24 protein-coding genes are annotated in these 26097 nt (G+C 57.1%); 16 read left to right on the top strand and 8 right to left on the bottom strand.

Features of this window, described 5'->3' with window-relative positions; translation table 11 throughout:
- Positions 1–129 precede the first annotated feature (129 nt).
- The 4 genes from ispG (at position 130) to QMG40_RS11260 (ending at position 4777) form a co-directional block, all read left to right on the top strand.
- A complete protein-coding gene (gene ispG, locus QMG40_RS11275) occupies positions 130–1296 on the top strand; it encodes a flavodoxin-dependent (E)-4-hydroxy-3-methylbut-2-enyl-diphosphate synthase (RefSeq protein WP_283531141.1) in 1167 nt (388 codons plus the stop codon).
- Positions 1253–2146, top strand: a complete 894-nt coding sequence (locus QMG40_RS11270) for a GNAT family N-acetyltransferase (protein ID WP_283531140.1) — start codon at positions 1253–1255, stop codon at positions 2144–2146. The genes ispG and QMG40_RS11270 overlap by 44 nt, the downstream gene beginning before the upstream one ends.
- Positions 2147–2216: 70 nt before the next feature.
- Positions 2217–4244: an oxidoreductase gene (locus QMG40_RS11265; RefSeq protein ID WP_283531139.1), complete on the top strand. Its 2028-nt coding sequence runs from the start codon at positions 2217–2219 to the stop codon at positions 4242–4244.
- Between the two features lie 20 nt (positions 4245–4264).
- Positions 4265–4777, top strand: coding sequence for a PadR family transcriptional regulator (locus tag QMG40_RS11260; RefSeq protein WP_283531138.1), 513 nt, complete (start codon positions 4265–4267; stop codon positions 4775–4777).
- Positions 4778–4817: 40 nt separating this feature from the next.
- Here the strand turns inward: QMG40_RS11260 and QMG40_RS11255 are convergent, their stop codons facing one another.
- From QMG40_RS11255 to QMG40_RS11245, 3 genes are all read right to left on the bottom strand, one after another.
- Positions 4818–5090: a hypothetical protein gene (locus QMG40_RS11255; protein ID WP_283531137.1), complete on the bottom strand. Its 273-nt coding sequence runs from the start codon at positions 5088–5090 to the stop codon at positions 4818–4820.
- Between the two features lie 152 nt (positions 5091–5242).
- Positions 5243–5998, bottom strand: a complete 756-nt coding sequence (locus QMG40_RS11250; RefSeq protein ID WP_283531136.1) for an ABC transporter permease — start codon at positions 5996–5998, stop codon at positions 5243–5245.
- Complete coding sequence (locus tag QMG40_RS11245; RefSeq protein ID WP_283531135.1) at positions 5995–6855, bottom strand: ABC transporter ATP-binding protein; 861 nt, start codon at positions 6853–6855, stop codon at positions 5995–5997. Before QMG40_RS11245 ends, QMG40_RS11250 begins: the two co-directional genes overlap by 4 nt.
- Before the next feature lie 197 nt (positions 6856–7052).
- On the opposite strand from QMG40_RS11245, the gene QMG40_RS11240 reads away from it, so the two are divergent.
- On the top strand, positions 7053–8846 hold the full coding sequence (locus QMG40_RS11240; RefSeq protein WP_283531205.1) for a proline--tRNA ligase: 1794 nt from the start codon (positions 7053–7055) through the stop codon (positions 8844–8846).
- Positions 8847–8875: 29 nt separating this feature from the next.
- The gene (locus tag QMG40_RS11235) at positions 8876–9676 is read left to right on the top strand and encodes a sulfite exporter TauE/SafE family protein (RefSeq protein WP_283531134.1); all 801 of its coding nucleotides are present in this window, start codon (positions 8876–8878) and stop codon (positions 9674–9676) included.
- Here the strand turns inward: QMG40_RS11235 and QMG40_RS11230 are convergent.
- Together QMG40_RS11230 and QMG40_RS11225 are read right to left on the bottom strand one after the other, a co-directional pair.
- Positions 9673–10665 carry an aminoglycoside phosphotransferase family protein gene (locus QMG40_RS11230; protein ID WP_283531133.1) on the bottom strand — a complete coding sequence of 331 codons (993 nt, stop codon included), beginning with the start codon at positions 10663–10665 and terminating at the stop codon, positions 9673–9675. The two genes, QMG40_RS11235 and QMG40_RS11230, sit on opposite strands and share 4 nt — an antisense overlap.
- A 103-nt stretch (positions 10666–10768) precedes the next feature.
- The gene (locus QMG40_RS11225) at positions 10769–12634 is read right to left on the bottom strand and encodes a DUF4439 domain-containing protein (protein ID WP_283531132.1); all 1866 of its coding nucleotides are present in this window, start codon (positions 12632–12634) and stop codon (positions 10769–10771) included.
- A 218-nt stretch (positions 12635–12852) separates the two neighbouring features.
- Between QMG40_RS11225 and QMG40_RS11220 the strand changes: the two genes are divergently transcribed.
- The 5 genes from QMG40_RS11220 to rbfA all read left to right on the top strand — a co-directional run bounded on the left by QMG40_RS11220 (position 12853) and on the right by rbfA (position 18657).
- Positions 12853–13482: a ribosome maturation factor RimP gene (locus tag QMG40_RS11220; protein WP_459252993.1), complete on the top strand. Its 630-nt coding sequence runs from the start codon at positions 12853–12855 to the stop codon at positions 13480–13482.
- A gap of 2 nt (positions 13483–13484) precedes the next feature.
- Positions 13485–14456: a transcription termination factor NusA gene (gene nusA, locus QMG40_RS11215; RefSeq protein WP_283531131.1), complete on the top strand. Its 972-nt coding sequence runs from the start codon at positions 13485–13487 to the stop codon at positions 14454–14456.
- Positions 14457–14612: 156 nt separating this feature from the next.
- Entirely contained in the window at positions 14613–14894 is a 282-nt protein-coding gene (locus QMG40_RS11210) for a YlxR family protein (RefSeq protein WP_283531204.1), read from the top strand.
- Between the two features lie 175 nt (positions 14895–15069).
- Positions 15070–18114 carry a translation initiation factor IF-2 gene (gene infB, locus QMG40_RS11205; RefSeq protein ID WP_283531130.1) on the top strand — a complete coding sequence of 1015 codons (3045 nt, stop codon included), beginning with the start codon at positions 15070–15072 and terminating at the stop codon, positions 18112–18114.
- Between the two features lie 105 nt (positions 18115–18219).
- Entirely contained in the window at positions 18220–18657 is a 438-nt protein-coding gene (gene rbfA, locus QMG40_RS11200) for a 30S ribosome-binding factor RbfA (protein WP_343319962.1), read from the top strand.
- A gap of 110 nt (positions 18658–18767) precedes the next feature.
- Here the strand turns inward: rbfA and QMG40_RS11195 are convergent, their stop codons facing one another.
- The 3 genes from QMG40_RS11195 to QMG40_RS11185 form a co-directional block, all read right to left on the bottom strand.
- Positions 18768–19430, bottom strand: a complete 663-nt coding sequence (locus QMG40_RS11195; RefSeq protein ID WP_283531129.1) for a hypothetical protein — start codon at positions 19428–19430, stop codon at positions 18768–18770.
- On the bottom strand, positions 19427–20914 hold the full coding sequence (locus QMG40_RS11190; RefSeq protein WP_283531128.1) for a WXG100 family type VII secretion target: 1488 nt from the start codon (positions 20912–20914) through the stop codon (positions 19427–19429). The genes QMG40_RS11195 and QMG40_RS11190 overlap by 4 nt, the downstream gene beginning before the upstream one ends.
- Before the next feature lie 135 nt (positions 20915–21049).
- Entirely contained in the window at positions 21050–21826 is a 777-nt protein-coding gene (locus QMG40_RS11185; RefSeq protein WP_283531127.1) for a hypothetical protein, read from the bottom strand.
- 120 nt (positions 21827–21946) lie between these two features.
- Here QMG40_RS11185 and truB point away from each other — a divergent pair, with 120 nt between their 5' ends.
- From truB to QMG40_RS11160, 5 genes are all read left to right on the top strand, one after another.
- Complete coding sequence (truB, locus tag QMG40_RS11180; protein WP_283531126.1) at positions 21947–22960, top strand: tRNA pseudouridine(55) synthase TruB; 1014 nt, start codon at positions 21947–21949, stop codon at positions 22958–22960.
- Positions 22957–23370, top strand: a complete 414-nt coding sequence (locus QMG40_RS11175; protein WP_283531125.1) for a hypothetical protein — start codon at positions 22957–22959, stop codon at positions 23368–23370. The genes truB and QMG40_RS11175 overlap by 4 nt, the downstream gene beginning before the upstream one ends.
- Entirely contained in the window at positions 23367–23792 is a 426-nt protein-coding gene (locus QMG40_RS11170; protein ID WP_283531124.1) for a hypothetical protein, read from the top strand. The genes QMG40_RS11175 and QMG40_RS11170 overlap by 4 nt, the downstream gene beginning before the upstream one ends.
- Positions 23789–25036 carry a GNAT family N-acetyltransferase gene (locus QMG40_RS11165; RefSeq protein WP_283531123.1) on the top strand — a complete coding sequence of 416 codons (1248 nt, stop codon included), beginning with the start codon at positions 23789–23791 and terminating at the stop codon, positions 25034–25036. The genes QMG40_RS11170 and QMG40_RS11165 overlap by 4 nt, the downstream gene beginning before the upstream one ends.
- An 84-nt stretch (positions 25037–25120) precedes the next feature.
- Positions 25121–26062 (top strand): bifunctional riboflavin kinase/FAD synthetase, encoded by a 942-nt coding sequence (locus tag QMG40_RS11160; RefSeq protein ID WP_283531122.1) that lies wholly within the window; start codon positions 25121–25123, stop codon positions 26060–26062.
- Positions 26063–26097: the final 35 nt, after the last annotated feature.

The following is a 26097-nucleotide window of genomic DNA, read 5'->3' as shown; positions in this document are numbered from 1 at the left end:
CCCTCATTGGTCCTCACGCAGGTGGGATCGAGCTTACAATCAAAGATAGATATTGCGGGACTCTTTAGTGGTACCACAAACCGGTACAGCTGCCGCAGTGTTAGATAAATGAACTCCAAGGAGCATATTTTGACCTCCGTCAGTCTCGGCATGCCGCCGCTGCCACCGCCAGTACTTGCGCCGCGCCGCAAAACCCGGCAAATCAAGGTCGGCTCGGTTGGTGTGGGGTCGGATTCGCCCATCAGCGTGCAGTCGATGACAACCACAAAAACCACTGATATAAACGCCACCCTTCAGCAGATCGCTGAACTAACAGCGTCCGGTTGCGACATTGTGCGTGTAGCCTGTCCGTCGCAGGATGATGCCGATGCGTTGCCTATTATTGCCCGGAAGTCTCAGATCCCTGTTATTGCTGACATCCACTTCCAGCCGAAGTATGTCTTTGCAGCGATCGAAGCTGGCTGTGCCGCTGTCCGCGTGAACCCTGGCAATATTCGCAAATTTGATGACCAGATTAAAGAAATTGCTAAGGCTGCCAAGGATCATGGCACGTCCATCCGCATTGGTGTGAATGCCGGTTCGCTGGAACCGGGAATTATGAAGAAGTACGGCAAGGCAACCCCTGAGGCACTGGTTGAGTCGGCCGTGTGGGAAGCGTCCTTGTTCGAAGAGCATGGCTTTCATGATTTCAAAATCTCCGTGAAACACAACGATCCTGTCATCATGGTTGCCGCCTATGAGTTGCTTGCCGAGCAGGGTGACTGGCCCCTGCACCTTGGTGTTACTGAGGCCGGGCCTGCGTTCCAGGGCACCATCAAATCAGCTACGGCGTTTGGCGCGCTGCTCGCCAAGGGCATTGGCGACACCATTCGCGTGTCACTTTCCGCCCCGCCAGTGGAGGAAATCAAGGTTGGCAACCAGATTCTGCAATCGCTGAATCTTCGTCCTCGCAAACTGGAAATAGTCTCTTGCCCCTCCTGTGGACGCGCCCAGGTTGATGTTTACAAATTGGCAGAAGAAGTTACTGCCGGCCTTGAAGGCATGGAAGTACCTTTGCGCGTTGCCGTGATGGGTTGTGTGGTCAATGGACCTGGCGAGGCTCGCGAAGCTGACCTTGGTGTTGCCTCTGGTAACGGCAAGGGACAGATATTTGTGAAGGGAGAAGTCATCAAGACTGTCCCTGAAGACCAAATTGTTGAGACACTCATTGAAGAAGCCATGAGGCTTGCCGAAGAGATGGAGTCCGATGCGGATGACACGACTCTCGCGGGTGGCCCCGTGGTTAGCGTCTCCTAAGCTAAAACGCCACGAACCGGTGCGCGTCCTGGTCCATGCGGACACGGATGCGCTCCGGGTGCTGGTTGCGCGCGACCGCGTTGCCAACGTGTTTGTTGACTCGCTTATCAATCAAAACAACAGCGCCGTTCCACCCCATGCCGGAGCCGTCATGCTGGGTTATTTTATGGACGACGGCGTGAGCTTGGCTGCCGCTTGTTGGGTGGGCTCAAACGTGGTCCCAGTTCAGGCAACGGCGGAACACGCTGTTGTTTTTGCGCGGTGGATTGTTGAGCACTGGCAACCACATGCCTCCATTTTTGGCCCGGCTGAGCCCACGCTTGCGCTAATGGAGGTACTGCATGAGGCGGGCATCCGGGCCCAAGAAATTCGGGCTAACCAGCCCCTACTGACATTGTCAGGTCCTCCGCTGATTGCACCGAACCACGCACTGGTGGTGGGCAACAGTAGGCAGTTTAATCAGCTGCTCATCGCTGCTGCAGCCATGTTTGAGGAGGAAGTGGGCTATTCGCCTTTCCTGGGTGGAGATGGCAGCTACCGCCGTAGGGTGGCGTGGCTGATCAGTCACGGCTATTCCTTTCTTCATGATGAAACCGGCGGGGAAATCATTTTCAAGGCGGATCTAGGCGCTGTAACGAAATTCGCCACCCAGGTGCAGGGCGTCTGGATGAACCCCCGGTATCGCGGACAGGGACGTAGCGCCAGCTACATGGCAGCTGCGGTGTTGTTGGCCCAAGTGCATGCCCCTATCACCAGTCTTTACGTCAACGACTACAACACTCGTGCCCGGGCCGTGTATGAACAGGTGGGGTTTGCGCAGGTGGGAACGTTCGCCACCGTGTTGTTTTAGCCCCGAGGGTGTGTCCCGCACCTCATTGTGCGCTACGATTATGCAACTTGTTGCGCAAAGGAGTGCATGAATGAATGCTGGTCAGTTCCCTCACCTGTTCGCCCCGCTGGATCTTGGATTCACCACGCTGCCCAACCGGGTGCTGATGGGTTCAATGCATGTGGGTTTGGAAGAGCTCCCAGGCGGCTTTGACCGTATGGCTGCGTTCTATGGCGAGCGTGCCCGTGGGGGAGTGGCTTTGATGGTCACAGGAGGCATATCGCCGAACGAGGCCGGCCGGCCCATGAAGGGTGGCGCCAAACTCAGCACCCGCGAAGAAGCTGAGCAACACAAGGTGGTTACAGCCGCAGTGCATGCCGAAGGCAGTAAGATCGCGTTGCAGTTGCTGCACTTTGGCCGGTATGCCTCCCACCGTAATCTGGTTGGACCCAGCGCTGTGGCAGCCCCGATCAGTCCCCTCACCCCACACCCGCTCAGTGCCGGTGAAGTGGAGGAAACTATTGAGGACTTTGCCCACGCCGCAGAGCTGGCACAATCGGCCGGATATGACGGTGTTGAGATCATGGGCTCCGAAGGCTACCTCATCAATGAATTTTTGGTTCGAAGAACCAACCACAGAACAGATGAATGGGGCGGTTCCTATGAAAACCGGATGCGGTTCCCGGTGGAAATCATCCGCCGCACCCGTGAACGTGTGGGCGAGAACTTCATTATTATTTTCAGGCTCTCAATGCTTGACCTTGTCGAGGACGGCTCAACCCTTGATGAGGTCATTACTCTGGCACAGGCGGTGGAGAAAGCTGGCGCCACCATCATAAACACAGGAATCGGTTGGCACGAGGCACGCATCCCCACCATCGTCACCTCAGTCCCGAGAGCGGGATACGCCTGGGTCACCAAAAAAGTGATGGGCTCGGTGGGCATCCCGCTGATCACCACCAACCGCATCAACACCCCTGATGTGGCGGAAAAACTACTGGCCGATGGCGCCGCAGACATGGTCTCCATGGCCCGGCCGTTCCTTGCCGATGCGTTCTTCATGCGTAAGGCCAGTGAGGGTCGAAGCGATGAGATTAATAGTTGCATCGCGTGCAACCAAGCGTGCCTGGATCACACTTTCATGGGCAAAACCTCCTCCTGCCTGGTGAATCCCCGTGCCTGCCACGAAACTGAAATAGTCATTGAAAAAGTAGCGCAGCCTAAGAGAATCGCGGTGGTTGGGGCCGGACCGGCCGGACTGGCCTTCGCTGTAACAGCGGCCGAACGTGGACACTTGGTAACAATCATTGAGTCAGCCGATGAGGTAGGCGGTCAATTCAACATTGCCAAACAGATTCCAGGCAAAGAGGAATTCAACGAGACCATTCGCTACTTCTCGCGCCAAATCCAACTGCGAGGAATCGAGTTGCGGCTCGGAACCAGGGCCACGGCGGCACAGCTGCTGGCGGAGAACTTTGATGAGGTAGTGCTAGCCACCGGCGTCCTACCCCGCAAGCCGGAGCTCGAGGGCGTGGGCCACGCCAGTGTACTGAACTACCTCGACGTGCTGCGCGATAAGAAGGAAGTTGGTACCAACGTGGCGATCCTAGGCGCCGGAGGGATTGGTTTTGACGTTGCCGAATACATCACGGCACACGGTACCAGCGCAACTTTGGTCCCAGAAAAGTTCTACAAGGAGTGGGGGATCGACACCGCTTATTCCGGTCCTGGCGGCATCACCACTGCAGCTCCACCCCGCGCGGACCGCCGTGTTGGGCTGTTCCAGCGCAAAGAAACCAAAGTTGGCGCCGGTCTGGGAAAGACAACCGGTTGGATACATCGCACAGCGTTGCGGTCCAAGGGAGTGCAAATGGTCCCTGGTGTGGAGTACCAAAAGATCGACGACGCCGGACTTCACTTGCGTGTCAACGGCACCGACACCGTCCTCGCCGTTGACACCGTCATCTTGTGCACCGGCCAAGAACCCCAGCGTGAACTGGCTCCAGAGCTGGAAGCTGGCGGCGCCGTCGTACATCTGATCGGGGGCGCGGATGTGGCGGCCGAGCTCGATGCAAAGCGGGCCATTGATCAAGGCACTCGTTTGGCAGCACGAATCTAATGTCGCTCACTCATGCCATTTTGACTTCACTGCTTGAAAGGCCGTGCACCGGGGCTGAATTGGCGCGGAGGTTCGATAAATCGCTGGGACATTTTTGGCAGGCTACGCACCAACAAATTTATAAAGAGTTGGGCAAAATGGAGCACAGTGGGCTGCTTGAGGCCCGCGGGTTAGCTACCGTGCGGGGGCAACAAAGGCATTTTGAGGTGCTGGAGCCTGGTCGTAGTGCTCTGCAAACGTGGTGCGCCGGCCCGGGTGAACCCCGCCCCATCAGGGACGAGCTTTTAGTGCGTTTGCGGGCGGCAGCAGTGTTGGGAAATGTGGATATCACAGGTGAGCTGCGGCGGCATGAAAAGTTACACGGGCAGAGCCTAGAAGGATTCGAGAGCATTGAACGGCGTGACTTTGACGCGGACGGTGTCCTTTCCGTGGCGGATGAATTGCAGCTGGCTGTTCTGCGAGCTGGGATTGCGTATGAGCGGTCGTGGCTAGCGTGGTGTGAACAGACGCTCAGTACCCTGGACAGAAGCTGACAGCGCTGGGCACTTGTTCCAGCGCAGTCGCAAACCGAGCCTAGCTACTGGCAGATTCCTGCTCTGATGCCTGCAGCAAGAGGGTATGCGCCGTGTCCTCGAGCATCTGCGCCGCTTGTCCAATCACCGGAGCATAAGAAGATTGCCATGCATGCCTGAAAAAGAAGGCGTCGGGCCCTTCCCACCGCAACTTGGAGCTGATGCGTGTGCTCAACTCGCTTTTTACTGCCAGCAGAATATTCGTTGCCTGTTCAAGCTCCCGAGCGAATTGACGCAGCTCCTCTGGGTCGCTGCCATAAAGGCCAGTGCTCATTGCTTCTCCCGCATTTTCCTTCTCATGGAACATCACCAGTTGTTAGATTTCAAAAGTTGATGAACCTCAACATTAGACTCAGATGTGCTTTATGCGCGATGGGCAGAGGTACCCATCAACGCCAGTTTCCCAATGACCCAGAAGCCACGCAGTCAGGCGGTTCTGCGCCGCAGTGTCAGAGCTGCCAACAGCAGGAATAGCAGAACAAATGCGCCAAGCAGCCACAAATCAAAAGCCAAAGTTGAGCTTGGATCGCCGTGCAAGGCAACTTCCGCCAGCCCGTCAACGGCGTAACTGAGCGGCATGATGTTTGAGATTATCTCCAAAACACTGTTCATCTGATCCCGGGCAACAAAGAGCCCGCACAGGAGGATCTGCGGGATGACCACCACAGGCATAAACTGGACGGCTTGGAATTCGGTCGTGGCGAACGCCGAACACAGGAGGCCCAGCGCCACCCCGAGAACTGCCGTCAACACCGAAATCAGTACCACCCAGCCAGCATTGCCTGCAATCTTCATCCCAAAGAGCCAGTAGGCGGTGGCTGTGGCTACGAATGCCTGCAGAGTCGCCATGATCGAGAACGCAAGGGCATAGCCAAAAAGCAGGTCGCCCTTGTGGATGGGTGTTGTCAGGAGGCGTTCCAACGTCCCTGATGTTCGCTCCCGCAACATGGTGATTGAAGTGACTAGGAACATCACCACAAACGGGAAGACACCCAACATCATCAGCCCCACCCGGTCGAATGTCCGGGGCATGCCGGGGGCAAGTTTTTCGTTTTGGTACAGCCAGTAAACCAGTGCCAACAGCACTGCCGGCACTAGCAGAATCATGCCCAGACTGCGCGGATCACCCCTGAGCTGGCGAAGCACGCGGGTGCAGGTGGCCCACATCATCGAGATATTCATGCTTGTGCACTGTGGTGGGCGCCGTTGTGGTGGGCGCCGTCGGGGTGGGCGCCGCGCATCTCTGGGTGTGAGCCCACCGAATCTTCAATGATGTGCAAAAAGGCCAGCTCCAGTTCTTCGCTTCGCCCCTTTACCCGTAATTGGGCCGGTGTCAGCTGTGCAAGTAATAGCCCCTCACGCAGCAGCAGCAAGGAATCACAGTGTCCAGCCTCCTCCATGACGTGGCTTGAAATGATCAAGGTGGTGCCGGCGGCAGCCATAGCGGCAAACCGCGCCCACAAATCCGCCCGAAGTATCGGATCTAGACCCACCGTCGGTTCATCTAAAACAAGTAACCGCGGCCTCCCTACCAGGGCACACGCCAAGGACACTCTGCTTAACTGCCCGCCGGAGAGTTGACCAGCCCTACGCCTGCCAAGTGCAGACATCCCCACGGCGGCTAAGGCGGCGTGAGTCTGCTCCCGAGAGGCGCCCTGCAAAGCAGCAAAATATCGAACATTGTCAATGACACTCAGGTCCCTGTAGACGCTGGCGGACTGGGTGAGGTATCCGACGTCGTGCCTGTTTTGGGGGTCCCCTGCCAGGCGGCCAAGAACTGTCACTGTGCCTGCGCTGATTTTCTGCAAACCCACAATGGTGCGCATCAAAGTAGTTTTGCCACTGCCGGAGGGACCCAATAGCCCTGTGATGTGCCCCTCGGGAATACTGGCGGTAATGTTGGCCAACACTGTGGATTTTCCCCGGTGAACGCGCAAGCCCTCAATGCTGATACTCACCGGGCCATGTGCCCCTGAAGGATCAGCTGGAACGGGGACAAACGCAGCTCCTCGGGCGGGCATGGCTGCTCTATGGGACATCCGGCCCTCCGAAGCTGTTAGTTTATGCAGATATCACTTCAAACTAGACCCGGGACACGGCACTGTCCAGTGTCACCCAAGCAGCATCGCACTCTCAGCGGTTGGGTGTGCCACAGAGCGCCTCCGACCCGGTAGATTAGTACATGTCCGTCTCTCTTCATGGCGGCACGCCCAACTTCAAGAAATGGATGACCCGCGTGGCACTTCGCCTTTCCACCCTCTTTTTACGCACCTTGCGTGAGAACCCTGTTGACGCCGAAGTCGACAGCCACAAACTACTGCTGCGAGCCGGCTACATCCGCCGTGCTGCCCCGGGTATTTACACGTGGTTGCCGCTGGGCCTGCGCGTACTGCGCAAGGTAGAAGGCATTGTGCGTGAGGAGATGGATGCGATCGGTGCCCAGGAGGTGCACTTCCCTGCACTGCTACCCAAGGAACCCTACGAAATCACCAACCGGTGGTTGGAGTACGGCGATGGCATCTTCCGCCTGCAGGATCGAAAAGGTGCCGACTACCTGCTGGCTCCCACCCATGAGGAAATGTTCACACTGCTAGTGAAGGACTTGTATTCCTCATACAAGGACCTGCCGCTGTCGATCTACCAGATTCAAAACAAGTACCGCGATGAGGCGCGACCCCGTGCAGGGCTATTGCGTGGTCGGGAATTCATCATGAAGGATTCCTACTCCTTTGATATTGACGACGCCGGACTGGAAGTCAGCTACATGGCTCACCGCGGTGCGTACCTGCGTATCTTTGAGCGCCTCGGCCTTGAAGTCATTCCTGTCGCGGCCACAGCTGGTGCCATGGGCGGGTCCAAGAGCGAAGAGTTCCTGCACCCGATGGCCATTGGCGAGGACACCTTTGTGCGTTCCGCCGGAGGATACGCTGCCAATGTTGAAGCAGTCACCACTGTGGTGCCGGAGACGATCGATTTCACCACGGCACCAGCCGCCAACGTCAGAGACACCCCGGAAACTCCCACCATTGAATTATTGGTGGCAGCTGCGAACGAGCTCGCCCCGCGTGCCGAAGGTGCATGGAGTGCTAGAGATACGTTAAAGAACGTTGTTCTTGCCGTCTCCTTGCCTACCGGTGAGCGTCAAATCGTTGTGGTGGGCCTGCCCGGTGACCGCGACGTTGACCTCAAACGGATCGAAGCCACCATTGGCGTCCATCTGTCAACCGGTGGTGAAGTTGGCGTTGAACCGGCCGGTGAGGCTGACCTGAAGAAGCACCCCGGACTTATCAAGGGCTATATTGGCCCGGGGCTTTCTCTGGACTCAGCAGTCTTGGGCACCGAGGGCACCACCAAGATTCTTTACTTGGTAGATCCTCGCGTTGTCTCCGGCACCAGCTGGATCACCGGCGCCAACGAAGAAGGCAAACACGTGTTCGGCTTAGTGGCCGGCCGCGATTTCAGCTGGGATGGCACCATTGAAGCTGCCCAAGTACGCGCAGGCGATCCCGCTCCTGATGGCTCAGGGCCCCTTGAAGCCGCCCGTGGCATTGAAATGGGACATATTTTCGCCTTGGGACGTAAGTACGCTCAGGCACTAGACCTTAAGGTTTTGGATCATAACGGCAAGCTTGCTGTCGTCACCATGGGTTCATACGGTATCGGGATCACCCGCGCAGTGGCAGCACTGGCCGAATCCAACCATGATGACAAGGGATTAATCTGGCCTGCCAATGTGGCGCCGGCACATGTTCATGTGGTGGCCGTAGGCCGTGGGTCTGAGATCTTTGATGCAGCGGAACAGCTCACCATTGAACTGGAAGCCGCCGGACTAGAGGTCATTTATGATGACCGGGCCAAGGTTTCACCGGGCGTGAAGTTTGGCGATGCTGAACTTATTGGTGTCCCCACCATAGTTGCCGTTGGCCGTGGCCTGGTTGAAGGCCTTGTGGAGATCAAGAATCGTGGCACCGGCGTGGCTGAGAACGTCCTCGTTGGCGAAGCCGTGCAGTACATTCTCGACAACCAGTAGGCACGCAACTGGCATAACGAGGAGCACGAATGATCTCAGGCTTTGAGAACATCACCATGGCCACCATTTTGTTGATAATCGTGGCCGGCTTCGCAGCCGGCTGGATTGATGCGGTGGTGGGTGGTGGTGGTCTATTGCAACTTCCGGTGATGCTAATGATCCCCGGAATTACACCCATACAGGCCTTGGCGACCAATAAAATGGGCTCGATTTTCGGAACTGCCACCAGTTCGGTCACCTACTATCGACGTGTGAAACCGGATCTGCGTACAGCTTTGCCGATGGCTGGTGTGGCGCTTGTTGGCAGCCTGGGTGGGGCGGTGGTGGCCGCCAGCCTGCCTGGCTCAGTTTTTAAACCGATCATTGTGGTGGCATTGGTGGCAGTGTTGCTTTTTACAGCCTTCAAACCGGGGCTTGGCGAGCTCACTGCCCTGCGCTATTCAGGGCAAAAGCATCACATTGTGGCTGGCTGCATTGGTGCGTTGATCGGTTTTTATGATGGTCTCATTGGCCCTGGGACTGGTTCGTTTCTTATTATCGCCATGGTCAGCCTCATGGGGTATGCGTTCCTTGAAGCCAGTGCCAAGGCAAAGATCGTCAACCTCGCAACAAACGCAGGGGCTTTAATGTTCTTCCTGCCCCATGGATCTTTGCTATGGGGCGTTGGACTCATTTTGGGCGGAGCCAATATGGCCGGAGGATATGTTGGCGCCCGCACCGCAGTTAAGCAGGGCAGCAAATTTATCAGGATCGTGTTCCTGGTGGTTGTCACGGCGTTGATCATGAAATTGGGGTTCGATGTTTGGAATGAGAACATCCGCCAGAGTTAGGAAATTGGCTTGAGCGCGTGTGCTCTTGGCAACCAGGGGAGTGTTTTCCCGGCCATGGTGCTTGCCACCCATAATGACCTTTGGGCATCTGCGCTGTTGGCCGTCTCCTCAAAATAGTGCAACGCATTTTCCACTTCACGCACCACTGTCCACTGCATGGCGAGGAGTTCATCGAATCCGGCAGCTTGTGAAAGTTGGGAAGCCCGACGGCGGAGACCTGCCTCTGCGTTGCGCTCAGGTAGATCTTGGAGTCGGTTCCATAAACAAGGCGCTAGAGCGAATTCGGCGTGCCCCAGAGTGACTTGCGGGTCTATTGCCCAATATTCCTGCGTACCCGGCCTGCCTAAGACGTTCTCGTAGTGCAGATCGGTGTGGACCAACACATCAGAACTGCTGCGCCTGCCAACGGCGCCCCACGTTTGGCAGACTTCCAAAGCTGCCTCGAGTAGCCAGCGTGGGAACGGTTCGGCCGTTTCTGACCAGCGCTGGGGTAATTCGTCGCAGTACCTTTCGGCAGTGGCTGCTAACTGGGGGATTTGCTGCCACTGACTCCGGTTATCGGGCCCCACGCTCAAGCTTTTAACGAGGGCGCCCCACACAGGGACAGCATCGTCGACGGGGAGCCTTGCCAGCGAACGGCTGTCATCGAGCCGTTCCAAGAGTAGCGCTGAGAGTGTTTTATCGTGGGCTAACAATCGGACAGCCCCATGGCCGTCCCAGAGGGAAAGAGCGACAGGCTCCAGATGGGCTTCGTCGTGAGGGAACGCTAGCTTCAATGCCGCAGCAGATCCGTCCTCAGCCAGCACCGGAATCACAACCCCGGTGTACCCGTATGACGGTGATCCGCTAGCAGGCAGATCTACTGTTAACTGCCACTGCTGAAGAGCTTGGCTGATGAAGTCCGGCAATTGAGCCAACCAGTTCCGGCTCTCAGCAGTTTGGCGATGACGTAACCGCAGAGGTTCCGGGATTTCGACTCTAAAGGACACACCTTAGACCTTACCGCTGGCGGCCATAAGTGCTCGCAGTGTCTTTTTTGCGGAAGTCATGAACTGAAGGTCAGCGCTGAATTCGGTTGGGCGATTAAAGATGCTATGGGACAGCTGAAGTTGGCGTCGTTTGTTCCTGCTGGATTCCAGCCAGGGCTCCGGTAGATCCACCCCAGAACACGTGTGTCTGCGCAGAGTCCAGCAGCCACGTCACAGCAATCTCACGCAGAGTCGTCGTATTCGACGGTGGCTTCGTGGCGGTGGTTGTTGACGATGGATCTGCAGCGGCCACTGAATCCGCACTGAGGGCGGTGCTCAGGGCGGTAAGGTCCGCGTAAGCACCGCTCAGCTCTGTTTCCAGCTGAGCCAGCGCCTTCTTGGGTGTCGTTGTGAATGTCGGGGCAAGATTAAATCCCGCAGCAGGGGTTACTACAGGCAAACACCTCACGTGAAGTTCTGCATTAAGCACCTCCAGCTTTGCCTGATGCCGTGACAACAGATCCATGGATTGACTGAACTGTGGTTCAGCAAAGCGTGTGGTGGCCACTTGATACGCATAGATGGCCTTTTGCTCGCCGAGTGCGGCAGCGCCAAGTGCCGAATCAAGGGTTACTCCCGCGCGCGGCTCTAAAGTTGTTTTGCATTCTGGACCCTGCGGGCCAGGGAAATCGATCCGTGCTGGTAGGAAGGCCGACGCAGGAGGGAGGCTCCCATCGATAGCGCTGAGTCTTTGACCTTGAAGAAGTTGGCTTGTTCCCACTGCGGCAAAGACCCTTCCCATGGCTTGATCGGCGGTCAACGAATTGCTCAACAATTGATCCCCATTAGTGCTGAATGAGAGTGCGAGCTCGGCGATAGACAACGTGGCCGCGGTGGTCACTGGAGATGCGGGAACAGCATTATCCGAGGGCCGGCCGTCGCCCAGCGCTGCAGCTTGAGTTTTGAGCTCCTTGGCAGCCTGGTTGAGCGTTTCCTGGACCTTCGAGTCAGGGGTTGTCTGACTTAGGGCTGTCGTCTGGGCTAGCAGCGCAGAGGTTTTATCCCATGCCATTTGCCGGTTTTCTTCAGTTTGTGATGGGCCAACAGCGGCATCCTCGCTACTTGAAAGCACAGTTCCAATACCAAGCACCAACGCAGAAATGACCAGGAGGAAGAACAGCCCGCGCAGGAAAGCAACGAAGCTATTGCGTTTCTTGACTGGCTTGATCTTTTTGGCCAGACCTTCTTCTGGTTCGGAGCCGATCCCCAGAGTTGGCTCCTTGCCAGCAACTGAGTCTGGCGACTCTTCTAAGTAAGCGGAGCGTTTACTGGGTGTGAGCCCGGATTCGAGCTTTTGCTCGGCCAGCCGTCTTTCACGCCGGGACAAAGGGAGTGTGTCAGCTGTTGCCGCACTGACTGTGGCTTCTGTTGCCTCAACCTCCTCTGTTGCTTCAACCTCCTCGGGCGCGTTAATCGCTTCAGGCGCATCAATCGCCTCAGGATGGGCATCCTTGGTGGCGTCTGCATCAGGCTCCGCGGCGGTTGTGTGCTCGGGCGTGTGTTCGGCGTCAGCGATAACATCCGTGGTATCAGTATCAGTATCAGTATCAGTATCAGTATCAGTATCAGCCGCAGTATGAGTATCAGAATCTGGTGCGGGCCAGTTGCCTGCTTCGTTCGGATCAGTCGGCAGAGCCGGTTTGGCAATTTCTGTCGTGGCAGACAGGGCCTCGGAGGCAAATTCCGGTGCGGTTGAGGTGTCATTATCTCCAACCTCAACGTTTACTTCCGGTGCGGTTGAGGTGTCATTATCTCCAACCTCAACAGGGGGAGTGGTTGAGGTGACCTGGCCATCTGCATTCACTATCAGAAGCGCGTGCTCTGCGGCGCTTGATGCTGGAGCACCCGCTGGAGCGCTCGCTCGGCGAGGGGTCTTGCGCTTGCTGCTGCCCGCTTGCGTGCCAGCCGTCGGCGGCGGCGCGGAAATCATAGGCGCTTCTGGTCCCACGTGGGAATCTGGATTGGTCACAACTGTTGATCATCTCATGTCTACCCATAATGCCGTGCACGTGAGCCGTTTCTGCGCACTGCCTGATCCAAATCCAAACCAACATGCGTTCATACTCACACTCGATCGGTTCAGCAGCGGGGCTGGAAACTCGGTAGTCTGTATAACTACAACATCATCAATAGGGAGGCGTGCGTCGAATGACCAAGCCAGACAGGCCGAAAATGGCCGCACGCTCAGGGAACGTTCCCTCAGCTTTGGATTCCGGCGCTGAGGCACAAAGGCTTCATATACTCCTTGCCCCCACGGTGGCAGCCGCCAGCCTGTTCTTAGAAGAAGTGAAGGTTCACTTCGCAGGAAGCCACCGTACTGTCTCAGTTGTTGTTGACTTACCCGAGGACGAGTCCGGTGGGGTAGGCCTCGATGCTATTTCTGCCATTTCGCGTCAGCTTTCCGAAGTGATGGATACAGACCCCCATGATGACGGCAGAGCGTACGACCTGGAGATTTCCTCGCCCGGGGCAACCCGGCCCATGACTGAACCCCGGCACTGGCGCAGGGCCGTAGGGCGTATGGCCAAGGTTAATGCAAGCGATCGAGAAAACTTCATGGGCAGAATTCTGTCCGTGGATGACAGCGGGGTGCTGTTCAAACCTGAACTGCCCGTGAAAAAAGGAATGAAGCCTAAACAAGGCGAGCCGGAAAAAATTTTGTTCACGGCTATCCGCCGTGGAGTTGTAGAACTTGAATTTGCTCGCCTGGATGAGGCTGAGCTTGATTTGGAATTTGAGCCGACCAGCGGCAACGCGGTTGATGGAGAGGGAAGCTGACCATGGATATAGATATGAGCGCACTGAGGGAGTTGGAGCGTCAGCGGGAAATTCCCCTGGACTTGTTGATCCCCACCATTGAGCAGGCACTACTCATGGCGTACCACAAGTCCCCGGGCTGCCATGAGGTGGCGCGTGCAGAACTTGATCGCAAGAGCGGACGTGTCACTATTTGGGCCGCAGAGCTCGACGATGACGACCTCCCCATTGGCGAGTTCGATGACACGCCCAAAGGGTTTGGTCGTATTGCGGCAAGCACAGCACGTCAGGTAATTTTGCAGCGTCTTCGCGATGTTGAGGACGACAACGTCCTGGGCGAGTTCCGCGGCAAAGAGGGCGAGCTTGTCTCAGGCCAGATCCAGCAGGGCAACAACCCCAATATGATCCAGGTTAACTTAGGTGCCGTAGAGGGTGTTCTACCTCCCAATGAGCAGGTCCCTGGCGAGGAGTACCGTCATGGTAGCCGGATTCGCACCTTTGTTGTAGACGTTCACCGCGGCTTGAAGGGCCCCTCGATTACCCTTTCGCGCTCTCATCCAGGACTTGTGCGCAAGCTCTTTGAAATGGAAGTTCCTGAAATTGCTGACGGCACGGTTGAGATCGTGGCCTTGGCACGCGAAGCCGGCCACCGCACCAAAATTGCCGTTCAGGCCAACAAGGCCGGCGTCAACGCCAAGGGCTCCTGCATTGGTGAAATGGGTTCACGCGTTCGCGCGGTAATGACCGAACTTCACGACGAGAAAATTGACATTGTTGATTTCAATGAAGATCCGGCCATCTTTATCGCCAACTCACTCTCGCCTTCCAAGGTGATATCGGTCACCATCGTGGACGAGGCTATTCGCTCCGCCCGCGTTGTAGTTCCTGATTATCAGCTCTCCTTGGCCATTGGCAAGGAAGGTCAGAATGCCCGGTTGGCTGCCAAGCTCACTGGATGGCGCATTGACATCGTTTCCGATACCGCGGCTGTTTAGGTCACAGGTGTAGCAACGCGGTAGAATAGGAGAAGCCGGGCCCGAAACTGCCCTGACATCGAAAATATACGTGAAGGCACAGTAGAATTGGCAAAGAAAGCAGTTGAAGCGCAAGCGGTAAAAGCGCGCGATGAGACTGTTGTTGCTTACAAAAATGTGCGGACATGTATTGGATGCAGGAAAGCTGGGGTACGGCATCAGCTTGTACGCATTGTCCGGTCAATGAATGATTCTGGTGAAACAGAAGCGTTGGTTGACCCACGACGACGTATGCCTGGCAGGGGAGCATGGCTGCACCCCTGCGAGGAATGCTGGAAGCTGGCGATCAAACGACGCGCCTTTGGCAGAGCCCTTCCGGGAGTTGCCAATGTCAGCGACGTTGCAGCGTTTGCACAAAACGATTTGCCACTTTTGGCAAGTCAAGTAATACGAACCTAATTGTCCCTTTGTGAAAGCGGGTCAGAAAACCGATGGAAACCCGATGAGTACCCAGCGATGAGTGCCCAAAAATGAGCAATTTCATGTGCTCTCACGCCGCCCATTCCGACATGGAATGGCGCAGTAAGAATTAAGCGGTTCGTACCTGTCCGGTGCGGGCCGAGACAGGAGAAATGTGGCCAAGGCCCGCGTCCACGAGCTTGCAAAAGAGCTCGGTATCACCTCAAAAGAAGCAGTTAGCAAACTGCAAGAGTTGGGCGAATTCGTTCGTTCAGCATCCTCAACCATTGAGGCGCCCGTCGTGAAGAAGCTTCGCGACGCGTTCCCTCAAGCAGCAAAGGCTGCCGATCCCGCACCCGCCGCAGCTACGCCTGCCGCAGACGCGGTATCAGCACCCAAGGCGAGCACGCCCAAGGCTGCTGCAACCCCAGCTGCCGCAACCCCAAAGGCAGCCTCGCCGGCTGTCCCCGGCGCTGCTGTTCCCGGCCCCAAGCCTGCAGGAGCCAAGCCTGCAGGAGCTAAACCTGGTGCGAAGAGCACCACGGCAGCTGCCGAAACAACCTCCGTACCAGCCCCGGCAACACCGTCCGCACCAGCGCCAGCGGCGCCTTCACCGGCTCCGGCAACGCCAGCTGCTCCTGCCCCTGCTGCGGCAACACCCGCTGCCAAGGCTGGGACCCCCGGTGCGCCACGCCCCGGGAACAACCCTTTTGCTACGTCGCAGGGCATGCCTCGTTCAGGCAGTCGTCCGGACCGTGGCGAGAACCGCCCCGACAGTCGTAGCGAAAACCGCACCGAGAACCGCAGTGACAGCCGTGGCGAAGGCCGCAGCGAAAACCGCAGTGACAGCCGGGCTCCGCGCCCAGCCGGTGGAGGGGCGCCTCGCCCCGGAAATAATCCTTTCGCTCCTTCGCAGGGTATGCCCCGTGCGGGAGCACCCCGCAGTGCTGAAGCTGGAACAGGTGGACCCCGTCCAGGCGGACCGCGTCCCAGCTCAGGCGCTGCCCGTCCGGGCGCACCTCGCCCGGCCGGCGCACCCGGTGCCGGTGGTCCTGGTGCTGGTGGTCCCCGTCCTGGCGCTCCCCGGCCCGGAGGTGCTGCGCGTCCCACGCCCGGCATGATGCCTAACCGTACCGAGCGCCCTGCTGCGCCCGGTCGCGGCAATGACCGTCCCGGTGCTCCGGGTCGCGGGCGTCCAGGAGCCCCCGGTGCAACTCCGGGTGGCGCACCAGGTGGAGCTCCCGCCGGCGGTGGCTTTGGCAAGGGTGGCCGCGGTCGCGGTGGAACCCAGGGTGCTTTCGGTAAGGGCGGCGCAGGCCGTGGCAAGCAGCGCAAGTCCAAGCGTGCCAAGCGCCAAGAGCTGGAGCAGATGAGCGCTCCTTCACTGGGTGGCGTGAGCGTTCCTCGCGGTGACGGCAAGTCGATTATCCGGTTGCGCCGCGGCGCTTCCATTTCCGATTTCGCCGACAAGATCGAGGCAAACCCCGCAGCACTGGTGACTGTACTGTTCCACCTCGGTGAAATGGCTACTGCAACACAGTCACTGGATGAAGACACCTTCGCATTGTTGGGTACTGAGCTGGGCTACAAGGTCCAGGTTGTGTCCCCAGAGGATGAAGAGCGCGAACTGCTGAGCAGCTTCGACATCGACTTTGAAGCCGAGCTTGAAGCTGAAGGCGACGAAGACCTTGAAATGCGTCCCCCAGTTGTTACTGTCATGGGTCACGTTGATCATGGTAAGACTCGCCTGTTGGATGCGATCCGCAAGTCAGATGTTGTAGCTGACGAGCACGGTGGTATTACCCAGCACATTGGTGCATACCAGATTGTCCACGAGCATGAAGGTACCGATCGCAAGATCACCTTCATTGACACTCCCGGTCACGAGGCGTTCACCGCCATGCGTGCCCGTGGTGCCAAGGTCACCGACATCGCCGTTTTGGTTGTTGCCGCTGATGATGGTGTCATGCCGCAGACCATTGAAGCGCTCAACCACGCCCAGGCCGCTAACGTGCCGATCGTTGTTGCAGTGAACAAGATCGATAAAGATGCAGCGAACCCGGAGAAGATCCGTGGCCAGCTGACCGAATATGGTTTGGTTCCTGAAGAGTACGGTGGAGACACCATGTTCGTTGATGTCTCAGCCCGTAACGGCGTGAACATCGAGGAACTGCTTGAAGCTGTGCTGTTGACAGCTGATGCTGCTCTGGACATGCGTGCCAACCCGAACAAGGACGCCCGAGGCATCGCTATTGAAGCGAACTTGGACAAGGGCCGCGGTTCCGTGGCAACTGTGCTTGTGCAGTCAGGTACCTTGCACGTAGGTGACATCATTGTTGCCGGTACTGCTCACGGCCGTGTGCGTGCCATGTTTGATGAGAACGGTGACGTTATCTCTGAAGCTGGTCCTTCGCGTCCAGTTCAGGTATTGGGACTTTCAAACGTTCCTCGTGCAGGTGACACGTTCTTTGTGACAGGGGACGAGCGTACGGCTCGACAGATCGCTGAAAAGCGTGAAGCCGCTGACCGCAACGCTGCGCTGGCTAAGCGCCGCAAGCGCATCAGCCTGGAAGACTTCGACCAGGCCGTTGCTGACGGCAAGGTTGACACCCTTAACCTCATCCTCAAGGGTGACGTTTCCGGTGCCGTTGAGGCCTTGGAAGATTCGTTGCTCAAGATCGATGTTGGCGAAGGCGTGGCGCTGCGCGTCATCCACCGCGGTGTGGGTGCCATCACGCAGAACGACGTCAACTTGGCAACAGTAGATAACGCGATCATCATCGGCTTCAACGTCAAGCCTGCTGAGCGTGTTGCAGAACTTGCGGACCGTGAGGGCGTTGACATGCGCTTCTACTCCGTCATCTATGGTGCCATCGATGACATTGAACTAGCTCTCAAGGGCATGCTCAAGCCGGAATACGAAGAAGCTGAATTGGGTACTGCGGAGATCCGCGAAGTATTCCGTTCCTCCAAGCATGGCAACATTGCTGGTTCCATCGTTCGTTCCGGCACCATCCGCCGTAACACGAAGGCTCGTGTACTGCGTGCCGGCAAGATCATTGGTGACAACCTCACGGTTGACTCACTGAAGCGCTTCAAGGATGACGCAACCGAAGTCCGTACGGACTTCGAGTGTGGAATTGGTTTGGGATCCTTCAACGATCTCCAGGCCGAGGACATCATCCAGACGTTCGAGATGCGCGAAAAGCCGCGCGTCTAACGTTGCATAGCCGGCTGGGCGTCCACACGGACGCCCAGCCGGTTTTGTTTTCCCTAAGATGGTTTTAGAACCATAAGCAGTCCTCACATCATTAAGGAGTTCATCATGGCTGATTCAGCCCGCGCGTCCAAACTGGCACAGCGCATCAAGGTTGTGGTGGCCGAAGGCCTTCGCTCAAGGGTGAAGGATCCGCGCGTTGAAGGCATCACAGTCACCGATGCCCGTGTCACGAACGACCTTCAGCACGCCACCATCTACTACACGGTCTTGGGTGACGAGACAGCAAGTGCCGACGCTAAGATCGGTTTGGAGCGGGCCAAGGGCGTGCTCCGCGCCGAAGTTGGTAAGAACATCACTGTTCGGTTGACGCCGACACTTGAGTTCATTGCCGATGTGATCCCGGAGAATGCTTCGAACTTGGAGGCTCTCCTGCGTGTGGCCAAGGAGCGCGACGCCGCGTTGGCGCAGCTTTCCGCCAACGCCGAGTTTGCCGGCGAGGCTGACCCGTACAAGTCGGCCGAGGAAGACGCCGAAGAGGCGTAAGCCAGATACGACGGCGGGAGGTCACCTTTTGAAGAAAAGGTGACCTCCCGCTTTGCGTTCTGCAGACGAGAAATCAGAATCTGAAGATGATTCACTGATGCACTGGCGGCTTAGCGCGGAAAGTCACCGGTGGCGGCAATGCTTGCCGCAGCATCCGGCGTGTAATACCTATCGTCCAACTGAATTGAGTAGATCCAGGTCAGGCTGCCTGTTGTATGGTTGGCGATTGCCTCGACTGAAAACACAGTCCCTGTACTGTTGCCTAATCCGGGCACCCACGTTTCCTTTCCGGACCCGTCCTTGAAATCCGTGCCAATAGGTGCGAAGTCGTCAAGAAAACGGAAACCAAGCTCTTGGGCGGCACGAGCAATTTCAGGGTTTGCATCGCTGGCGTTAGGGAAGTTATAGAAGATGTCAACATGATCGAGGATTTCCGGGGGTACACCTGGTCGGACACGGATAGTGTCAGTGGTCATTTCCACGATGCCATTGGGGGTTTTGATGCTGAGCTGAATTTTCTTGTCCGGGTCGGTAGCTATGAGTGTTCCATCGGAACCAGCAGGGAAGCCGAGCGCAGACATGGACACCGGGCGTTCACTGACGTCAAGGCTGGCCTTTTGGGTCTTCTTCATGTCCTTGATGCCCTCGGGCGTGAACTGCGTATTGCCGTTAACCACTGTGGTGGGCTCCTTGCTGGAATTGGGGGAGGGGATCATGGAGCAGCCCGCTAGCAGAAGAACTGAAAGCGAAACTGCAATCAACGTTCGTTTCATGGTGCACCCACAAGATTTCGTAGGGTCTTATCCACCATGCGGTATTCTTCAACACGTTCGGGCATAGGCTTCATCATTTCACCATAGGGGTCCGCTTGCGAATGTAACCAGTCCTCGTAGGCTCCCAGAGTGTCCTGGTCGATCAAGTTCCAGCGGTCCTCACGCACGGAAATGTTGCCATGGTGAACATCGGCTCCCAGCGGGGGGATCCTGCCAAAATCAAGGTACGGATCAACCACAGGGAACTTCTGGTAATAGGATTCTGCACCCTCGATGCTGGGTTTGCCCAGTACTGTCATAGCTTCGGTAAATACAGTTCCAGAGGGCCGGTCTCGGATGGTGTCGTAGTCGTCTGCAATGACGAAGTTCTGCTCCCGGTCGGCGATATTGTAGGACGCTTGGTGGAGGAGCTGCTGGTCAGTGGCCGATAGGTTGTGATAGTCCTGCGGATTCGAATACGCAGGTACTGAATCAATATTCAGCCATGCCTGTTCCATGTTCGGGGTGACCAAACCCGCCGCGCGCATACGCTCAATTTCTGCTATTGAACCATTTTGAAAGGCAAAGTGCTGCGACCCTATGTCAGTAAAAATCTGTTTCTGCATAGACAGGAAAGTGGTCTCGTAGAAAGCTAGATCGGATTCGCCCAAGCTCATCAGCGATTTAAGTGCGGTGTATCTCACTGGATCCATACGACTCAAATAATCGGTGGCGTCTTGGCCAGCTGTCGCCATTGTATGAAGTACGGCCAAGTCCTCAAATCCTGCAATGAATGTAGGCCCCACTTGATTAGCCATGCCAATCCATTCCATGCGCGGATCATTCTTATAAAGCTCGGCATAGAAGGCGTAGACCTTGTAGATATCCTCGCGATTGTGGCTGACACCCTGAGCCGGGTCCCAATGGTTGGGGTCAATTCCGGCGTCCCGCATGGCGGACTCCGCCCAGTACTGCTGTAGGAATGCGCCATACCCGTTAGACAGCTTATTGGGACCTAGTTTATCAAGGCCACCGGAGTCAGCGAGTGTGTCAAGAATGGACTTAGCCGCATCTGCGTTAACCTGGCTCTCGCGAACCCATGTCCTAAATTCTTCGGATTGGAGATACGCATCTACCTCATCCGGGGTCATGCCGGAAAGTTTGTCGTTCAAAAAGTTCTTGGATTCCTGGTCAGCGTTTACCTCCGTAGGTACATTGGCCCAGTCCATGCCGGTGGCCGCACTTGCCTTGTCCTGTTCATCGGCGTTCAAGCGCAGAATTTTGGCCACCAAGTCAAGCTCGGCCGCAACGCTCCTGATACTGCGCAAGTGGGAGCCGCTCCAGTCTTTGCGGAAGCGGTCGCTGTCTGCTCCGTGCCAACCGATGGCACCCAAGGCGCCGTTTAGGGAAAGCCCAATGCTGTTCAGCCGCTTCGAAGCACCAACAAGTTCTTTGGCAAAGTCGCGCAGTTGTGCAACGTCTGCTCCCTGAAAAGTTCCGGGCACTATTCCTCCTGTGTGAGTTGGAACTAACCGTACAGAGGGTGTCAAGGCCAGAATCCCTTTGACACCCCCTCTTTGCCGACAACTGGTTCGACAACTAGTTAGGACGAACAGCTATGCTCCGGCTGGGGAGGTGAACTATTTGCTCCACACGATGGGATTGTCACGGTATTTGTTGTCTTTGTAGTTCTCGTAGCTGAAGTTTGAATCATCGTAGCTTGCCGTGGTGATCTCATCACCCGTGGGAGCTAAGAAAACGCCGCACATTGACTTGTGCGAGCCCACTACATAACTGAAAGTGTCGCCATCGCCCTGCGTTTCAAAGCTCGTCGTCTCACAGTCGGCCATCTTTCCGAACACTATGAGTTTCTGGGCGTCGGAACCGTCCTTCAGCTGGGCGGTGATACGGGGATCGCTCAGGCCTGCAGCCGGCTTTGACAGTGATGTCAGCACCACGTCCGCGTGAACGTAATAGGGGGTCTGTCCGGCAAACTTGGCTGCGTCCTTGAAATCAGCCAGATCTGCTTCACTACCTGCCACGATTTTGGTGACCTTGGTCTCGTAGGTAGCTTCCCGATAATCTTCTGAATCCTTCTTGCCACTGTTTCCGTGGGTGTAGGCAACCTCACCAAACTTCAAGGTGGCGCCCGGAGCTGTTAGTTCATTTTTGCCTGCCGGAGCATCGTCAGAGGGTGCCTTAGCCGACTCCTTGCTTGCGCTTTTTCTGGCGGTGGGGCTTGCATCATCGCTGCCACGGTCCGCCGCCGGTGACTGTTCCTGCGACGCTGCAGTGTTCTCGGCAGGCTTGGCCGAACCGCCGCCTGGGAAGCAGCCGGTGAGGGCCAATGCCAGCACGGCGCCGGCGCTCAGCGCAGCGATGGAGCGATGATAACTAATACGTGGTTGGTTGTTCATGGTTCTCCGTAGTAAATGTAGCGAGTAGTTAATCCTTTCCTTAGCGTAACTCTCCGGCGCGCAGGCCGCGATGGGGACAACTCACCATCAGAGCCGCTGGCTGAGGATATACTTCAAAGCGTGCTTTCTGGACTGGTAATTGTAGACAAACCGCAAGGATGGACTAGCCACGATGTGGTTGCCCGGATGCGAAGGCTGGCAGGGACCCGAAAAGTTGGGCATGCCGGCACTCTTGACCCCATGGCGACAGGAGTTCTTGTGGTGGGCATCAACAAGGCCACGCGCCTGTTGACGTACATCGTGGGGACTTCCAAGACCTATGAGGGGACTATTCGACTTGGAGCCACTACGCTCACCGACGATGCCGAGGGGGCGCTTACGAGCTCCACGGACACCGCCGGTGTTACGGATGATGCCGTTGAGGCTGGCATTGCGGCGTTGCGGGGTCCCATTTCTCAGGTCCCCAGCAGTGTCAGCGCCATCAAAGTCAACGGTGAGCGTGCCTATGCGCGGGTCCGGTCCGGGGAGGACGTGGTACTTGCCGCGCGACCCGTAACTATCCACGCTTTTGAGGTACACGCCATTCGTCGCGGAACACTGGAACGTGGCCCCTTGGTGAATGAAACTAGTGAGGCCGCTGGCCAGGCCTCTATAGCCGAGCTGGATCCCCAGATAGACTGCGCAATTGCTTACATTGACATTGACGTCACAGTGCGTTGTTCCTCAGGAACTTATATCCGCGCGTTAGCCCGCGATCTGGGTGCCGGTCTCGGTGTTGGCGGCCACCTCACAGTCCTGCGCCGCAGCGCAGTGGGACCCTACAACCTTGACGGCGCCCGCACCCTTGAAGAATTGGCGGATAACCTTCAAATTGTGGATATCGCCGATGCGGCTCGCGCCTTGATGCCCGTGCGTGAACTCAGCGCAGCTGAAGCCAATGAGCTCTCCTTCGGCCGCCGTATCCCTGCCAGCGCTGAAGGCCTGCACACAGTTTCCGAGCCAGCAGCGGCATTCGCCCCCGATGGCACGCTCGTGGCATTGTTGGCCGATGCAGGAAAATCAGCCAAGCCGGTTCTTGTCTTCCCGCCTGATCCCACACCAACAACTGCCAAGCCGGAAACGAGCGCCACATGATTGTTGATGCCTGGCTCATTATTGGTGGCATTCTCGGATTAGCCTCAACTATGGTGTGCTTCGTTGCAGCCGTGCTGAAGAAGAAACCCAACGACATCACCTTGCTGGGCCTGATCGCCGTCGAACTTTTCATTGTGGCTTACACCATTGGTTCAATTGTCAGGCTGGCCAACGGTGAAACAATGGCTGGTGAGGCATGGGAATTTTGGGGCTATATGTTCACGGCCGCCATGCTTCCCGTAGCTGGTTTCTACTGGGCCATGATGGAACGAACCTTTTGGTCAAATTATGTGATGGGAGCGGTGGGTGTCACCGTGGTAGTCATGGCGGCTCGGATGGCGCAGATTTGGTATGGTCCCGCCGCAGCCGTTCAGGCATCGCACGCACTGCAACTAGGAATTGGATTATGAAGACTTCAGACACCGCCACGCAAGAGGTTCCGAGCGGACGAACTACCGGGGCAGGCCGTCTGCTGATCACGGTTTACGCAGTGTTTGCCATCTCGGCAACCGCCCGTGCTGGCTACCAGATCGCCACCCACTTTGCCGACGCCCCCGTAGCGTACCTCTTATCCGCCTTCGCGGCTGTGGTCTACATAGTGGCGACAGTAGCCCTGGCGAAACCGGGTGCGAAATGGGCCCTGACGGCCACGATCGCCATCTGCGTGGAGCTGCTGGGCGTACTTGTTATTGGTGCGCTGAGCGTGTTCGATCCGGCCGCTTTCCCGCACTCAACCGTGTGGAGCATGTTTGGAAAAGGGTACGGGTACATACCGCTGCTACTGCCCATTATTGGGCTGATCTGGCTCTACCGTCACAGGGAAGTGAAGTGAGTACACTGACGCGGCCTCCTGCGTACCCCGTCTTGAGCGATGGCCGCACCACTTTGCGCCGGTTAAGAACCGAGGATGCGCAGGTCTTTGCCGAGATTCATCAAGACCCGTTGAACGTGAAGTTCTCCGGTTCCGTTGCGGATATGGACGCGGACCAGGCCAGCGAATTCATAACAGGATCCATTGCCGCCGGATGGGCTGCAGGAACGAATCTACGCTTCGCGATCCTTGAGCGCATGCCGAAAGGCGAGCAAGTAGTTGGCACGTTGAGCTTGCAGGAAGTCTATGCAACCACTGACGGGGGTTCGGCAAGCGTGGGAATCAAGATGCTGCCCGCAGGACGGGGGACTGGCAGTGCCCAACGCGCCATAGGACTGCTGTGCGGGTACGCCTTTGGCAATTTGGGCTTGGGCATTCTGCACTGGTTGTGCACTGACGGCAACCAGCCCAGCATTGCCCTGGCACAACGCTGTGGTTTTTCACTCGCTGCACAAATACCTGGCTACGGTAAAGCCAACGATCAAGTCAGTGATGCCAGTATTTTCAGTCAGACCGCTGCGCAGTTCGCTGATGCTGGCCAGGCCGCTGATGCTAGCCAAGCCACTGTTGCTGGCCAGACCGCTGGCGGGACTCTGGCGCCTTCCCCCGCCCTGTTGGTGAACACCCCTGTTATCCCAACGCTGCGTAACGCCACCGTGGTGCTGCGTGAATTGACCATGGCCGATGCCCCTCAGCTGGTTGAGAATTGTCGCAATGCAGAGGCCGTGCGGTGGACCACTGTGCCCCTCGATTACTCAATGGAGCATGCAGAGTACTTCATCAAGACGCTGACGCAGCAGGGCTGGTCCAATCGGGACATACTGACTTTTGCCGTGGCCCATCCCGTTACCGATACGCTTCTTGGCACAGTAGATCTGCAGTGTAAAAACCCTGGGACAGCAGCCATTGGCATTAACTTTGGTGCCCATGCCCGCGGCACAGGAGCCGCAGAGGCGGCCATTCGGCTGCTCCTTGATTTTGCTTTCAACCAGCTAAACCTCAGCTATGTGCATTGGAATGCTCTGGTGCCTAACTGGGGCAGCCGGAAATTGGCGTGGAAGCTTGGTTTCAAATTTGAAGGCATGATCCGAGGAGACTACAACGATCGGGGCACTGCCTCTGATCGCTGGATCCTTTCGCTGGCTGCCGGGGATGAACGCACGCCCATGGAACCCTGGACCGGACCGGGGCCTGTCAGCAGGTAATCTTGGACAGGTAATCGTGGGCAGACACTGAAACGACCAGGCGCACAACAGCGGCGCGAGCAACGAATTGGATGAGGAAAAGTAGTGCAGATTTGGAACTCATTGGATGAAGTTCCCCAAGACTTTGGCCCCAGCGTGGTCACCTTGGGCAACTTTGATGGGCTGCACCGGGGGCATCAGGAAGTCTTGGCGCAGGTGCGTGCTGAGGCGAAGGCCCGCGGTGCCTTATCAGTGGCACTGACCTTTGATCCGCATCCGGCACTTGTTCACCGGCCGGAGTCCGCCCCGGAGCAAATTATGGGACTGGTAGATAAACTCTCAGCCATGAGCAACCTTGGCCTTGATGGTGTGCTTGTACTTCCATACACGCTTGAATTTGCTCAGCAAACTCCGGAGGAATTCGTTCGCAGTGTCTTTGTTAACACCTTGGGAGCTCGTGCTGTTGTCATTGGTAACGATGTCAGGTTTGGCAAGTCCAACTCGGGTGATCTGAGCACAATGGTGGAGCTGGGCACGGATCTGGGGTTCGACGTCGTGGTTGTCAATGATGAAGGCCACGATAGGCGCTGGTCCTCAACCTGGGTGCGCGAGGCGCTGCATAAGGGTGACGTCCACATGGCCGCCCAAGTGCTGGGCCGTTCGCACACTATGAGTGGAGAAGTGGTGCACGGGGCTGCACGCGGACGCGAACTAGGCTTTCCCACGGCGAACCTGTCCCCGGATGCATGCGGGATCATCCCGGCCGACGGGGTTTACGCCGGTTGGCTTACTGACACGCACGGGCACCGTTGGCCAGCAGCCATCTCGGTGGGATCGAACCCTACTTTTGTTGGGGTGAGCAGGCAGGTTGAGGCGTATGTGATCAACCGGCCGCAGGAGCCGGTGGAGGCATTCAACTTATATGGTCAGCATGTAGTCGTGGAATTTGTTCAACGACTTCGTGGGATGGTGGCTTACACAGGGGCCGAAGCGCTCATCGAACAAATGCACCACGACGTCACCGAAAGCCGGGACATTCTGAGTTGAGAAGCCTGGGGTATGGTTTCCTCGCGCGGTGAGTG

The sequence above is a fragment of the Arthrobacter antibioticus genome, from assembly GCF_030063205.1.
GTDB lineage: Bacteria > Actinomycetota > Actinomycetes > Actinomycetales > Micrococcaceae > Specibacter.
The sequence above is the reverse complement of the archived record's forward strand: the minus strand, read 5'-3'. Positions and strand labels throughout refer to the sequence as shown.